The sequence below is a fragment of the Candidatus Methylomirabilota bacterium genome, assembly GCA_035260325.1.
GTDB lineage: Bacteria > Methylomirabilota > Methylomirabilia > Rokubacteriales > CSP1-6 > AR19.
The window spans coordinates 25,830-39,220 of record DATFVL010000055.1; the positions used below are offsets into that span (position 1 = coordinate 25,830).

General features: G+C 69.1%; 12 protein-coding genes. 1 reads left to right on the forward strand and 11 read right to left on the reverse strand.

Features of this window, described 5'->3' with window-relative positions:
• The 11 genes from frdA to VKG64_03945 all read right to left on the reverse strand — a co-directional run bounded on the left by frdA (position 1) and on the right by VKG64_03945 (position 12,667).
• Positions 1 to 1,743, reverse strand: coding sequence for a fumarate reductase (quinol) flavoprotein subunit (gene frdA, locus VKG64_03895; GenBank protein HKB24175.1), 1,743 nt, complete (start codon positions 1,741 to 1,743; stop codon positions 1 to 3).
• A gap of 37 nt (positions 1,744 to 1,780) precedes the next feature.
• The gene (locus tag VKG64_03900; protein HKB24176.1) at positions 1,781 to 2,542 is read right to left on the reverse strand and encodes a succinate dehydrogenase/fumarate reductase iron-sulfur subunit; all 762 of its coding nucleotides are present in this window, start codon (positions 2,540 to 2,542) and stop codon (positions 1,781 to 1,783) included.
• Between the two features lie 37 nt (positions 2,543 to 2,579).
• On the reverse strand, positions 2,580 to 4,526 hold the full coding sequence (locus tag VKG64_03905) for a fumarate reductase/succinate dehydrogenase flavoprotein subunit (GenBank protein ID HKB24177.1): 1,947 nt from the start codon (positions 4,524 to 4,526) through the stop codon (positions 2,580 to 2,582).
• Positions 4,527 to 4,533: 7 nt separating this feature from the next.
• Entirely contained in the window at positions 4,534 to 5,226 is a 693-nt protein-coding gene (locus tag VKG64_03910; protein ID HKB24178.1) for a succinate dehydrogenase cytochrome b subunit, read from the reverse strand.
• Positions 5,227 to 5,361: 135 nt separating this feature from the next.
• The gene (locus VKG64_03915; protein ID HKB24179.1) at positions 5,362 to 5,943 is read right to left on the reverse strand and encodes a Fe-S-containing hydro-lyase; all 582 of its coding nucleotides are present in this window, start codon (positions 5,941 to 5,943) and stop codon (positions 5,362 to 5,364) included.
• On the reverse strand, positions 5,940 to 6,782 hold the full coding sequence (locus VKG64_03920) for a fumarate hydratase (GenBank protein HKB24180.1): 843 nt from the start codon (positions 6,780 to 6,782) through the stop codon (positions 5,940 to 5,942). Before VKG64_03920 ends, VKG64_03915 begins: the two co-directional genes overlap by 4 nt.
• Before the next feature lie 3 nt (positions 6,783 to 6,785).
• Positions 6,786 to 7,268 carry a VOC family protein gene (locus tag VKG64_03925; GenBank protein HKB24181.1) on the reverse strand — a complete coding sequence of 161 codons (483 nt, stop codon included), beginning with the start codon at positions 7,266 to 7,268 and terminating at the stop codon, positions 6,786 to 6,788.
• A 9-nt stretch (positions 7,269 to 7,277) separates the two neighbouring features.
• On the reverse strand, positions 7,278 to 8,243 hold the full coding sequence (gene mdh / locus VKG64_03930) for a malate dehydrogenase (GenBank protein ID HKB24182.1): 966 nt from the start codon (positions 8,241 to 8,243) through the stop codon (positions 7,278 to 7,280).
• Between the two features lie 19 nt (positions 8,244 to 8,262).
• The gene (gene icd, locus VKG64_03935; protein HKB24183.1) at positions 8,263 to 9,525 is read right to left on the reverse strand and encodes an NADP-dependent isocitrate dehydrogenase; all 1,263 of its coding nucleotides are present in this window, start codon (positions 9,523 to 9,525) and stop codon (positions 8,263 to 8,265) included.
• The gene (locus VKG64_03940; GenBank protein HKB24184.1) at positions 9,525 to 11,783 is read right to left on the reverse strand and encodes an aconitate hydratase; all 2,259 of its coding nucleotides are present in this window, start codon (positions 11,781 to 11,783) and stop codon (positions 9,525 to 9,527) included. Before VKG64_03940 ends, icd begins: the two co-directional genes overlap by 1 nt.
• Positions 11,784 to 11,962: 179 nt before the next feature.
• Entirely contained in the window at positions 11,963 to 12,667 is a 705-nt protein-coding gene (locus VKG64_03945; GenBank protein HKB24185.1) for a succinate dehydrogenase/fumarate reductase iron-sulfur subunit, read from the reverse strand.
• Positions 12,668 to 12,746: 79 nt separating this feature from the next.
• Here VKG64_03945 and VKG64_03950 point away from each other — a divergent pair, with 79 nt between their 5' ends.
• Complete coding sequence (locus tag VKG64_03950) at positions 12,747 to 13,283, forward strand: hypothetical protein (protein ID HKB24186.1); 537 nt, start codon at positions 12,747 to 12,749, stop codon at positions 13,281 to 13,283.
• Positions 13,284 to 13,391 lie beyond the last annotated feature (108 nt).

The following is a 13,391-nucleotide window of genomic DNA, read 5'->3' on the forward strand; positions in this document are numbered from 1 at the left end:
CTACCTCCCGTACACGCGTTGGCCCGGCGGCCAGCGCGTGATGGTCACCGGCAGGTATTCGATGCGGGGAGGGCCGTCCACCGTCCGGTAGGCCAGGGAGTGCCCGAGGAACTCCTTGTCGTCTCTCTTCGGGTAGTCGGTGCGTTGGTGGGAGCCGCGGGACTCCCGGCGGCGCAGCGCGGACTGAACGATCGCCTCGGCGACATCCAGCATGTAGGAGAGCTCGAGGGCCGCGGTCAACTCCGTGTTGAAGGTGTAGCTCCTATCGTCGAGTGCCAGGTCGCGGAACCGCTCCTGGAGGCTCTGGAGCTTTTCCGCCGCCTTTTCGAGCGTGGCGCCCGTCCGATAGATGCCCGTACCCTCCTCCATGGTTTCGTGCATCTCCGCCCGCAGCGTGGCGATCCGTTCCCGCCCGCCCGTCTTGCGCAGAAACTTCTCCTCGAGCCGCCTCTCTTCGTCGTGGGCCTGGGCGAGGACCGACGGGCTCGGTGCCCGTTGCGCGACGGCGAAGGCGGCGGCCGCCTTGCCGGCCCGCGCACCGAAGACCAGGATTTCGGTGAGCGAGTTCGACCCGAGCCGGTTCGCGCCGTTGATGCTCACGCACGCGGCCTCGCCGGCCGCGTAGAGCCCCGGCAGCGGCGTGGCCCCGTGGATGTCGGTCGAGATGCCGCCCATCATGTAGTGGACGACGGGGCGGACGGGGATCATCTCCTTGACCGGATCGATGTTCTGGTACTTGAGACACAGCTCCCGGACGAAGGGGAGCTTCGTGTCGATCAGCTGCGCTCCCAGGTGGCGGAGATCGAGGTGGACGTAGTGGCCGTACGGTCCTTCGAGCGTGCGCCCCTTCTCCTGCTCCTTGACGAACGCCTGCGAGAGCCGGTCGCGAGGGCCGAGCTCCATGGAACGCAGCACCGGCTTGGGCTCGGGCTTCCCGAGGTCGTAGTCCTGGAGGTAGCGGTAGCCGTCCTTGTTGAGGAGCCAGCCTCCTTCGGAGCGGGCGGCCTCGGTGATCAGGATCCCGGTGAAGGGCAACCCGGTGGGATGGTACTGGACGAACTCCATGTCTTTGAGGGGCGCCCCCGCGCGATAGGCGAGGGCCATGCCGTCGCCGTTCTTGATGCTGGCGTTCGTGGTGAAAGGGAAGACCTTGCCGCAGCCGCCCGTGCAGAGAATGACCGCCTTGGCGGTGATGGCCTGGATCTTCCCGGTGCCGAGCTCGATGGCCACGACCCCCTGGCAGCGCCCCTCGTCCACCAGGAGCTGCGTGACGAACCACTCGTCGTATCGCTCGATCGCGTCGTACTTCAGGGTGGTCTGGAAGAGCGTGTGGAGCATGTGAAAGCCGGTCTTGTCCGCGGCGAACCAGGTCCGCTCGATCTTCATGCCTCCGAAGGCACGCACGGCGATGTGGCCGTCGGGCTCCCGGCTCCAGGGACAGCCCCAGTGCTCCAGCCGCAGCATCTCCTCGGGGGCCTCCCTGACGAAGGCCTCCACCGCGTCCTGGTCGCAGAGCCAATCGCCCCCGGAGATGGTGTCGTACGCGTGCGCGTCCAGGCTATCGCCGGCCTTGATCACCGCGGCGGCGCCACCTTCCGCCGACACCGTGTGGCTTCGCATGGGATAGACTTTGGAGATCACCGCGACGCGGAGGTTCGGATGCGTCTCGGCGACGTTGATGACGGCGCGCAGGCCAGCTCCCCCGCCGCCCACCACGAGCACGTCGCAAGCGAACAGATCCATGGGTCAGAAGGACACTACGCTGCCGGCCCCACCGCCGTCAAGGCATGAAGGCCCTCAGGCCTCGGAGGCTCGCCGCGATCAGGTCGCGGTTCATTCGCGCGATGAAGGAGAGGTCGATCTCCTTGGGGCACACGGCCTCGCACTCGCCGATGTTCGTGCAGCTCCCGAACATCTCCCGGTCCATCGCGGCCACCATGTTGCGCGCGCGCTCGTGGCGCTCGGGCTGCCCCTGCGGCAGGAGCCCGAGGTGCGACACCTTCGCCGCCGTGAACAGCATGGCGGCGGCGTTCGGGCACGCGGCGACGCAGGCGCCACAGCCGATGCAGGCGGCCGCGTCGAAGGCGAGGTCCGCATTCTCTTTGCGGACCAGGATCGCGTTGGCGTCGGGCGCCGAGCCCGTCGGCGCGCTGATGAAGCCGCCGGCCTGGATGATCCGGTCGAAGGCGTTCCGATCGACGATCAAATCCTTGATGACCGGGAACGCCCTGGCGCGCCACGGCTCGACGGTCAGGCGGTCGCCGTCCCGGAAGCTCCGCATGTGGAGCTGGCAGACGGTGGTGGAGCGCTTGGGTCCGTGCGCGACGCCATTGATCATGAAGCCGCAGGCGCCGCAGACGCCCTCGCGGCAGTCGTGCTCGAACGCGATCGGCGCGTCGCCGCGATCGATCAGCTCCTCGTTGACGACGTCGAGCATCTCGAGAAAGGACATGTCCGGAGTGATGTTCTTCGCCGCGTAGGTGACGAAGCGGCCACGGTCGTTCGCGTTCTTCTGCCGCCACACCCTGAGGGTCAGGTTCATTGAATCCGTAGGTGGCGTGCCCGAGGCGCGCGGGGCTTCATTTGTAGCTTCGCTGGGTCAGGTGGACGTACTCGAAGTGCAACGGCTCCTTATGGAGATTCGGCCGGGCGAGCGTGCCGGTGTGCTCCCAGGCCGCCACGTAGGCGAAGTGCTCGTCGTCGCGCAGGGCCTCCCCGTCCGGGGTCTGGCTCTCCTCGCGGAAGTGGCCGCCGCACGATTCCGCGCGCTGGAGCGCGTCGATGCACATGAGCTCGCCCAGCTCGAGGAAGTCCGCCACCCGACCCGCCTTCTCGAGCGACTGGTTCAGCTCCTCGTTCCGTTCGAGCACGCGTACGTTCTCCCAGAACTCGGCACGCAGTTCCGGGATCTTCCTGAGCGCGTGGTGGAGCCCGGCCTCATTGCGCGCCATGCCGCAGTAGTCCCACAAGAGCTGCCCGAGCTCCCGGTGAAACGAGTCGACCGTGCGCTTGCCGCCGACGCTCAGCACTCGCCGCACGCGCGCCGAGACTTCGACCTCGGTCGCCCTGAATGCGGGATGGCCCGCGTCGATCGTGTCCGGCCTGACGCGCGCCAGGTAGTCACCGAGCGTGCCGGGCAGGATGAAGTAGCCGTCGGCCAGCCCCTGCATCAAGGCGCTCGCGCCGAGGCGGTTCGCGCCGTGGTCGGAGAAGTTCGCCTCCCCGGCGACGAACAGCCCCGGAATGGTCGACATCAAGTCATAATCGACCCACAGGCCGCCCATCGTGTAGTGGACGGCGGGGTAGATCCGCATCGGGACCCGGTACGCGTTCTCCCCGGTGATGCGCTCGTACATCTCGAAGAGGTTGCCGTACTTCTCGCGGATCACCGGCTCGCCGAAACGCTCGATGGCGTCGGCGAAGTCGAGGTAGACCCCGCGCCCGCCGGGGCCGACGCCGCGTTTCTCGTCGCACACTTCCTTGGCCGCGCGTGAGGCGACGTCGCGCGGCGCCAGATTGCCGTAGCTCGGGTACTTCCGCTCCAGGTAGTAGTCGCGCTCGCTGACCGGGATCCGGTCCGGCGGCCGCGTGTCACCGACCTTCTTCGGCACCCACACGCGCCCGTCATTGCGCAGCGACTCACTCATCAGCGTGAGCTTCGATTGATGCTCGCCGCTCACCGGGATACACGTCGGGTGGATCTGCGTGAAGCACGGGTTGGCGAAGAAGGCGCCGCGCTTGTGCGCGCGCCAGATCGCCGTCGCGTTCGACGCCTTCGCGTTGGTCGAGAGGTAGAACACGTTCCCGTAGCCACCGGTGGCCAGGACCACGGCGTCGCCGGCGTGCGACTCGACGGCGCCGGTGACGAGGTCGCGCGTCACGATGCCACGGGCGCGCCCGTCGACGACGACGAGGTCGAGCATCTCCGCCCGCGTGTCCATGGTCACCGTGCCGAGGCCGACCTGCCGCTCCAGGGCCTGATACGCCCCCAGCAACAGCTGCTGTCCCGTCTGGCCCCTGGCGTAGAAGGTGCGGGAGACCTGCGCGCCGCCGAAGGAGCGGGTGTCGAGGAGCCCGCCGTACTCGCGGGCAAAGGGGACTCCCTGCGCGACGCACTGGTCGATGATGTTCAGGCTGAGCTCGGCCAGCCGGTAGACGTTGGCCTCGCGCGCCCGAAAGTCGCCGCCCTTCACCGTGTCGTAGAAGAGCCGGAACACGCTGTCGCCGTCGTTCCGGTAGTTCTTCGCCGCGTTGATGCCGCCCTGGGCGGCGATTGAGTGGGCGCGGCGCGGGCTGTCGTGATAGGAGAAGCACTTGACGTTGTAGCCCAGCTCGCCGAGCGAGGCCGCCGCGGCGCCTCCCGCGAGGCCCGAGCCCACGACGAGGACCGTGTAGCGGCGCCGGTTGGCCGGACTCACCAGCTTCATGTCGAAGCGGTGGCGCTCCCACTTCTGCTCGATCGGCCCCGGCGGGATCTTCGCGTCGAGCCTGCCGTCGACGAGGTTCGGCGACGTCGAGCCGATCATCGCCGGGTCATCTGACCACACGGGTGAGCACGGCGACGGGAACCGAGACGTTGCCGAGCACGACCGCCAGCGACGAGACGGTGGCGAGCGCCCGGTAGACGCGATCCGCCCTGGAGGTGTTCAGGCCGAGCGTTTGAAACACGCTCCACACGCCATGGTAGATGTGGAGCCCGAGCGCGATCATCGCGGCGAGATAGAAGGCCGACACGTACCAGACCGAGAACCCGATCACGACGTTGCGGTAGACCGACGTCGTCGTGTATTGCCCGGGCGCGAAGCCGACCGCTCCGAAGGTGAAGTGGAGGAGGTGGTAGATCACGAAGAGCGTGATGATCAGGCCGCCCCAGCGCATCGTCCGCGACGCGTACGTCGAGCCGATCGCCTCCTTCCTGTCGTAGCTCACCGGCCGTGCGGCATAGCTCATCCGGGTCAGCTGGACGGCGGCGACGATGTGGAGCACGGTCGCCGTGAGGAGAACGAGGCGGGCCAGCCAGAGGGCCTGCGCGTGACCGAGCGCGGGGCTGCCGATCTCCCGCAGCCAGGCGGCGTAGGCATTGAACTTCTCCTCGCCCTGGAAGACCTTGAGGTTCCCCAGCATGTGGCCGATGACGAAGCCGACCAGGATCACGCCGGTGACCGCCATCACCGCCTTCTTCCCGATCGAGGTGCTCCAGAGGGTCATCACCGCGCTGGCGTTCATCGTCGGGGGGCACACGTTCCCCGAGCACGCAGGAGTCCGTCGTGATCCATGTCGATCGACACTCACCGCACAGGCTGGTGGAGGACGGTCAGGCGGGGCGGCACAACGAGTGGAACGGCGGGACCATGTGACCGATCATGGTTCCTCCCGCGCGTACGCCTTCATCCCGTCCTGATAGAGGTCGCCGCCGTGACAGTCGTTGACGACGATGGCCGGAAAAGCCTCGACCTCGAGGCGACGGATGGCCTCGGTGCCGAGGTCTTCGTAGGCGATTATCGAAAGCTTCTTCACGAACTGCGAGAGCACCGCGCCGGCGCCGCCGATGGCGCCGAAGTAGACACCCTTGTGCTGGCGGAGCGCGTCCTTCACCGCTTGCCCGCGGTAACCCTTCCCGATCGTCCCCTTGAGCCCGAGCTGGAGAAGCGCGGGCGTGAACTTGTCCATCCGGCTCGCCGTCGTCGGGCCGATCGAGCCCACGACGTCGCCCGGGCGCGCCGGCGACGGCCCCGTGTAATAGATGATCTGGCCGCGCAGGTCGAATGGGAGCTTCTCGCCCTTCTCGATCAGCGGGAAGAGCCGGCCGTGCGCGGCGTCGCGCGCCGTATAGAGGACGCCCGTGATCCGCACGCGATCGCCCGCCTTCAGCGACTCGACGTCGGCGTCGCTGAGCGGCGTCCTCACCTCCTTGATCCCGTCGGCCCCCGTCGTGACGCTCACAGCGTCGCCTCCTTGTGCCGGTGCGCGTGGCACTCGATGGTGACGGCGACGGGGAGCGAGGTGATGTGGCAGGGATACGTGAGGATGTGGATGCCGAAGGCGGTCGTGTCGCCGCCGTACCCCTGTGGGCCGATCCCGAGGCGGTTGGCGCGGTCGAGCAGCTCCTTCTCGAGCACGTCGAGCTGCGGGTCGGGGTTCGACGAGCCGAGCTCTCGGAAGAGGGCCTTCTTGGAGAGGATCGCCGATTTTTCAAAGGTCCCGCCGACGCCGACGCCCAGGATGAGCGGCGGGCACGCGTCGGGCCCCGCCGTCTTGACGCACTCGATGATCCACTCCTTGACGCCGGCGACACCCTCGGCGGGCGTGAGCATCTTGTACTTCGACCGGTTCTCGCACCCGCCCCCCTTGGCCATGACCATGATCTTCAGGGTGGCTCCGGGGACGACGTCCACGTGGATGACGGCCGGTGTGTTATCGCCGGTGTTCACGCGATCGAACGGCGAGCGGACGATCGAGGCGCGGAGGTAGCCCTCCGTGTAGCCCTGCCTGACGCCCTCGTTGATGGCCTCATCGAGGCCGCCCCCCGTCACGTGAACGTCCTGGCCCAGCTCGACGAAGCAGACGACGAAGCCCGTGTCCTGGCAGTACGCGATGCGCCGGGTCCGGGCCATCTCGGCGTTCTGCTTCAGGATCTGGAGCACCTGCTTTCCCGCGGGCGATCGCTCGGTCGAGAGCGCGCGGTCGAAGGCGCGGAGCATGTCAGGCTCCAGCTCCAGATTGGCGTTCATGCAGAGCTTCTTGACCGCGTCGGTGATCGCGCTCGTGTGGATGTCGCGCATGCCCTACGTCTTCCCGCTCTGTGTCTGCGCGAAGGCCGCCCGGGCGCGCCTGGCGATCTCGTCGGGCGCGAGATCCTCCGTGTGGGTCGCGAGGCCCCACTGGTTGCCGAAGGGATCCTCGACCTGGCCGTAGCGGTCGCCCCAGAACATGTCGGCCGGCGGCCGGGTCGCCTTGCACCCGGCGTCCACCGCCTGCCTGAAGGCCTTGTCCACATCGGGCACGTAGAGGAAGAGCAGGCAGGTCGTGCCGCCCAGCGACTGCGGCGCCCGGCACGTGCTCCGCCCCGGGATCTCGTCGCTCAGCATGATCACGGAATCGCCGATCCTGAGCTCGCCGTGCATCACGTACTTGCCGTCCGGGCTCGTCATGCGCTCGATTTCCTGGGCGCCCAGCGCCCGCTTGTAGAACTCCATCGCCTGGGCGGCGCCGCGAACCGTGAGATAGGGCGTGACCGTGTGGTAGCCGTCCGGCATGTATTTCGCCATGCTCGCCTCCTACAGCTTGAGCTTGTCGACCAGCTCGCGCACGGCGGCGGCCGACTTGTCGAACGCGGCCTGCTCGTCCGGCCTGAGCGTGATCTCGATCACCTGCTCCACGCCCGCGCGGCCGAGCTTCACCGGCACGCCGACGTAGAGGCCCCGCACCCCGTATTGGCCGTCCAGGTACGCCGCGCACGGCAGGATCTTCTTCTTGTCTTTCAGGATGGCCTCGACCATCTCGACCACCGAGGCCGCCGGCGCGTAGTAGGCGCTGCCGGTCTTCAGGTAATTCACGATCTCGGCCCCGCCGTTGGCCGTGCGCTGCACCAGCGCGTCGATCTTGTCCTTCGGCAGGAGGTCGGTGATCGGGATGCCGGCGACCGTGGAGTAGCGCGGCAGCGGCACCATGCTGTCGCCGTGGCCCCCCAGCACGAACGCGTGCACGTTCTCCACGGACACGCGGAGCTCCTGCGCGATGAAGGTGCGGAAGCGCGCCGAGTCGAGCACCCCGGCCATGCCGATCACCCGCCGGTGGGGAAAGCCCGATCGCTTCCACGCCAGCTGGACCATCGCGTCGAGCGGGTTCGTGACGAGGATCAGGATCGCGTTCCTCGAGCGCCCGACGACCTGGTCCACGACGCTCCCGACGATCTCGGCGTTCTTCGCGAGGAGGTCGTCGCGGGTCATGCCGGGCTTCCGCGCCAGCCCCGCGGTGATGACGACGATGTCCGAGTCTCCCGTCTCCTCGTAGGTGTTCGAGCCGATCAGCCTCGCGTCGTAGCCGTGGATGGGCCCCGCCTGCGCGAGGTCGAGCGCCTTGCCCTGGGGCACGCCCTCGATGACGTCCACGAGGACGACGTCGCCCAGCTCGCGCTCGACGGCGTACTGCGCGACGGAGGCGCCGACGTTGCCGGCGCCCACCACCGTGATCTTGGGCCTCGGGTGCTCCGTGCTCAGGATCTCCGCCTTGCCGAGTTGCATGCCCGTCTCCCCGTCCCGGCTAGAGCTTCGCCATGTTCTGGATGATGGCCGTCCCGAACTCCGAGCACTTCACCTCCGTCGCGCCGTCCATCAGGCGCGCGAAGTCGTAGGTGACGACCTTGGACTGGATCGTCTTCTCGAGGCCCGCGATGATCCGGTCGGCCGCGTCGGTCCAGCCCATGTAGCGCAGCATCATCTCGCCCGAGAGGATCACCGAGCCCGGGTTGACCTTGTCCTGGCCGGCGTACTTCGGCGCGGTGCCGTGCGTCGCCTCGAAGAGCGCGTGGCCGGTGTCGTAGTTGATGTTGGCGCCGGGCGCGATCCCGATCCCGCCCACCTGCGCGGCGAGGGCGTCCGAGATCAGGTCGCCCGTGAGGTTCGGGGCCGGGATCACGTCGAACTCGTCGGGCCGGGTGAGGATCTGCTGGAGGAACGCGTCCGTGATCGCGTCCTTGATGAGGATCTTGCCGGCCGGCGGCTTGCCGCCGCAGTCGTCCCACGACACGGTCTTGTCGCCGAACTCGCGCTTGGCGAGCGCGTACCCCCACTTCATGAACATCCCTTCCGTGTACTTCTGGATGTTCCCCTTGTGGACGAGGGTCACGTTCTTCCTGTTGTTCTCGATCGCGTAGCGGATCGCGGCGCGGATCAGCCGCTCGGAGCCCTCCTTGGAGACGGGCTTGACGCCGATGGACGAGGTATTGGGGAAGCGGATCTTGGTGACCTTCATCTCCTTCTGGAGGAAGTCCACCACCTTCTTCGCCTCGGGCGTCCCCTGCTCCCACTCGATGCCCGCGTAGATGTCCTCGGTGTTCTCGCGGAAGATCACCATGTCCACCTTGTCGGGCCGCTTCACCGGCGACGGCACGCCCTTGAAGTACTTGACCGGGCGGAGGCAGACGTAGAGATCGAGCACCTGGCGGAGCGTGACGTTCAGCGAGCGGAAGCCCTCGCCGACGGGCGTCGTCAGCGGGCCCTTGATCGCCACGAGAAACTCGCGGATGACGTCGAGCGTCTCCTCCGGCAGGAGGTTCGGCGGGCAGTCCTTGCCGTAGACCGCCTGGGCCTTCTCGCCCGCGTACACCTCGGCCCACGCGATCTTCTTCTTCCCGCGGTAGCTCTGCTCGACCGCCGCGTCGAGCACGCGCACCGAGGCGCGCCAGATGTCGGGGCCGGTGCCGTCGCCCTCGATGAACGCGATGATCGGGTCGTCCGGGACGCGGAGCTTCCCGTGCTCGATCGTGATCTTGCCACCCTTCGGGATCTTGACCCTGCCCGCCATCACGTCCGCTCCCCCTGGGCGGCGTTGAGCGCCGACCCGGCCTTGAACCAGGTGATGTGCTCGTCGGTGAGGCTGTGGAGCGCCTCGATGGTCTCGCCGCGGCCGTCGGGCTTCTTGATCGTCACGCTCACCGGCTGGCCGGGCCGAAGCGCCGCGAGGCCGGTCACGCTGACGCGGTCCTGCGCCTCGAAGCGGTCGTAGTCGTTCGGGTCCTTGAACGTGAGCGGCAGGACGCCCTGCTTCTTGAGATTGGTCTCGTGGATGCGCGCGAAGCTCTTGACGAGCACCACCGCGCACCCGAGATAGCGCGGCGACATCGCCGCGTGCTCGCGGCTGCTGCCCTCGCCGTAGTTCTCGCCGCCGATGACCACCCACCGGACGCCCTTGGCCTTGAGCTCGCGCGCGATCTTCGCGAACGGCTGCGGCGCGCCGCCCGTCAGGGGGTTGACGCCCTTCCCGGCCTCGCCGGTGAACGCGTTCACGGCGCCGAGGAACATGTTGTCGCTGATCTTGGCGAGGTGGCCGCGATAGCGGAGCCAGGGCCCGGCCGGCGATATATGGTCGGTCGTCGTCTTGCCCTTGGTCTTCACGAGGATCGGCAGGTCCACGAAGTCTTTGCCGTCCCACGGCGCGAAGGGCTCGAGAATCTGCAGCCTCTCGCTGTCCGGGCGGACGATCACCTGGATTGCGTCGCCGTCGGCCGCGGGCTCCTCGTAGCCCTCGGCGCCGCCGGCGAAGCCGTCGCGCGGCAGCTCCTCGGCCTCGGGCGGCGTGAGGCGGAACGCGCGACCCTGCCCGTCGGGGATCGTGCCGTGCACAGGGTCGAACTCGAGCGTGCCCGCGAAGGCGAGCGCGGTGACGATCTCGGGGCTCGTGAGGAAGGAAAGCGTCGCGGCGCTCCCGTCGTTGCGGCCGGGGAAGTTCCGGTTGAACGACGAGACGATCGTGTTCGTCTCGCCGGTCTTGACGTCGCCCCGCTTCCACTGGCCGATGCACGGCCCGCATGCGTTCGCGAGCACGGTGCCGCCGATCTTCTGGAAGGTCTCGATGATCCCGTCGCGCTTGATCGTCTGGTAGATCCGCTCGGAGCCCGGCGTGATCCAGAACGGGACCTTCGCGCGGAGCCCGGCCTTGATCCCCTGCGCCGCGATGTGCGCGGCGCGGCGCATGTCCTCGTAGGAGGAGTTGGTGCACGAGCCGATCAGCGCGTTGGTGATCTTCGCCGGCCAGCCGTTCGCCTTCACCTCGTCGGCCAGCGTCGAGATGGGCCGCCCGCGGTCGGGCGAGTGCGGCCCGACGACGTGCGGCTCGAGCGTGTCGAGATTGATCTCGACCAGCTCGTCGTAGAACTTCTGCGGCTCCGCGAGGACCTCCGGGTCGGGCCGCAGGTGCTCCGCGACCTCCTCGGCGAGCGTCGCGAGGTCGGCGCGGTCGGTCGCGCGCAGGTACGCCGCCATGCGCGCGTCGAACGGGAAGACCGACGTGGTCGCGCCGAGCTCGGCGCCCATGTTGCAGATCGTCCCCTTGCCGGTCGCGCTGATGGAGTCCGCCCCGGGACCGATGTACTCGACGATCTTGTTGGTGCCGCCCTTGACGGTCAGGAGCGTGCAGAGGTACGTGATGACGTCCTTCGGCGCCGTCCAGCCCGCGAGCTTCCCCGTGAGGTGCACGCCGACGAGCTTCGGGTCGAGCACCTCCCACGGGAGCCCCGCCATCACCTCGCCGCAGTCGGCGCCGCCCACGCCGATCGCAAGCATGCCGAGGCCGCCGCCGTTGGGCGTGTGGGAATCGGCGCCGATCATGAGCCCGCCCGGGAACGCGTAGTTCTCGAGGACGACCTGGTGGATGATGCCCGCGCCCGGCTTCCAGAACCCGATGCCGTACTTCTTCGCCGCCGAGTGGAGGAAGTCGTAGACTTCCTGATTCTCGCGGATCGCGCGCGCGAGGTCGTCCGCGCTGCCGCTCTCGGCGCGGATCAGGTGGTCGCAGTGGAGCGTCGTCGGGACCGCGACGCGCTTGCGCCCCGAGTGCATGAACTGGAGCAGCGCCATCTGGCCGGTGACGTCCTGCAGGCCGACGCGGTCGACGCGCAGTCGCAGGATCGCCTTGCCGCGCGCCCACGTCTGGCCCTCGAAATCCCAGCAGTGGGCGACGAGGATCTTCTCGGAGAGCGTGAGCGGCCGCCCGAACGCCGCGCGCGCGCGGGCCAGGCGGCCCGGCATCGACGCGTACAGGGAGCGGACCTGCTCCGCGGACATCAACGCCTCCTCAAGGTGATTCTGACACCTGGCGACGCGGGCTGCGAGCGAAGGCGCGCCGGCCGAACGACATGCAATTTAACGCGCCGCGCCGTCAGCGTCAAGGACGGCGCGGCGCGCCGAGCGCGAGCGCCTTCGTGAAATCCACCCAGGCCGCGACGTCAGCTCGGCGAGCCGGATCACAGGCCGACGAGCCGGCGGACGGCGAGGCGGCGGAGGCGGGCGATGGACGCCGACGGCTCGAGGCCCATCGGGCAGACCTCGGTGCAGCCGCCCTGGCCGTGGCAGCGGGCGAGGGCGTCGTCGGAGAGGAGCACCGACCAGCGGGCGGCGGCCCCGCCGTCGCGCGAGTCGAGCTCGAGCGTGAGCAGGCGGTTGAGCGCCGCGGGCCCGGGGAACCGCGCGTTGTGCGCGACGACCGTGCACGCGGACACGCACATGCCGCAGCCGATGCACTCGATCGCGGCGTCGACGTCGCGCCGCTCGCGCGACGTGCCGGACACGGCCGCGTACGGCTCGGCCGCCGGCCGCGGGGTGAACGCCGCGCCCGCGGCGCGGAGCCGCGCGTCGAAGGGCCGCATGTCCACGACGAGGTCGCGGAGCAGGGGGAAGTGGTACAGCGGCCGCACGCTCACGGCGCCGTCGGCGAGCGCGGCGAGCCGCGTGCGGCACGCCCAGCGCTCGCGCCCGTTGACGACCACGGCGCACGAGCCGCACATCCCCACGCGGCACGCGTAGCGGAAGGCGAGCGTCGGATCCTCGCCGCGCTGGACCTCGACGAGCGCGTCGAGCACCGTCGTGTCGGCCGCGGCCGTCACGCGGTACTCCTGCACGCGCTCGGCCTCGCCCGGCGACCAGCGGAAGACCCGGAGCGTCCGCAGCATCGGCGCTATACTACCGCCACTCGTATGTCGCTTCCCCACGGCCGTCCGGCGCTCGTCGCGCCGCGCCCGGCGTAACGCCGTGACGACGGCCGTCCTGCTGGCGATCCTGGCGGCCGAGCTCGCGGGCGCGGCGGTCGGTTACGCGTTTCTCCGGGAGGCCCTCGATCTCGTCGCGTCGCTCGCCAAGGCGTGGCGCACGCCGGGCGCGATGGATGCCGCCTTCTTCGGTGGCCCCTTCGTGCTGCTCCTGGCCGCGCTCCTCGCCGCGATCTTCCTCGCGCTGGCGCTCGGCGCGACCGCCGCGGCCGCGACACTCGGTCGCTGGCTCCTCCGCTGGCGCGGGCTCGACGTCGGCCGGCGCGACGTCGTCTACCTGGCGCTCCTGCTCGTCTCGGTGAACGTGGGCCTGTTCCTCGGCCTCACGTGGCTCGAGCCCGCCACGACGCTTCCACCGCTCCTTCGCGAGCGCGAGGTCGCGCTGGCGCTGGCGGGGTTCCTCGGGCTCGTGGCGCTCACCGCCGCGTTGATCGCGGGCTCGATCCTGCGTCGGCGCCCGACGCCGTCCCCGCCCCCCAAGCCGCCGCCGCTCCCGGCGCCGGCGCCGCCCGTGACCTAGTCTTCCGTCTGGCAAGTCATGTTGACGACTGCCACGTTCGGGTCGCGTAGCGAGCCGACGGGCGCGTGCGGCACGCCCAGCGCTCGCGCCCGTTGACGACCACGGCGC

Excerpts from the sequence above, each read along its gene's own strand:
- VKG64_03920 (HKB24180.1), bottom strand. The coding sequence starts at position 6,782 with ATGCGCGACATCCACACGAGCGCGATCACCGACGCGGTCAAGAAGCTC.
- VKG64_03925 (HKB24181.1), bottom strand. The coding sequence starts at position 7,268 with ATGGCGAAATACATGCCGGACGGCTACCACACGGTCACGCCCTATCTC.
- VKG64_03905 (HKB24177.1), bottom strand. The coding sequence starts at position 4,526 with ATGATCGGCTCGACGTCGCCGAACCTCGTCGACGGCAGGCTCGACGCG.
- icd (HKB24183.1), bottom strand. The coding sequence starts at position 9,525 with ATGGCGGGCAGGGTCAAGATCCCGAAGGGTGGCAAGATCACGATCGAG.
- mdh (HKB24182.1), bottom strand. The coding sequence starts at position 8,243 with ATGCAACTCGGCAAGGCGGAGATCCTGAGCACGGAGCACCCGAGGCCC.
- VKG64_03945 (HKB24185.1), bottom strand. The coding sequence starts at position 12,667 with ATGCTGCGGACGCTCCGGGTCTTCCGCTGGTCGCCGGGCGAGGCCGAG.
- VKG64_03940 (HKB24184.1), bottom strand. The coding sequence starts at position 11,783 with ATGTCCGCGGAGCAGGTCCGCTCCCTGTACGCGTCGATGCCGGGCCGC.
- frdA (HKB24175.1), bottom strand. The coding sequence starts at position 1,743 with ATGGATCTGTTCGCTTGCGACGTGCTCGTGGTGGGCGGCGGGGGAGCT.
- VKG64_03900 (HKB24176.1), bottom strand. The coding sequence starts at position 2,542 with ATGAACCTGACCCTCAGGGTGTGGCGGCAGAAGAACGCGAACGACCGT.
- VKG64_03910 (HKB24178.1), bottom strand. The coding sequence starts at position 5,226 with ATGAACGCCAGCGCGGTGATGACCCTCTGGAGCACCTCGATCGGGAAG.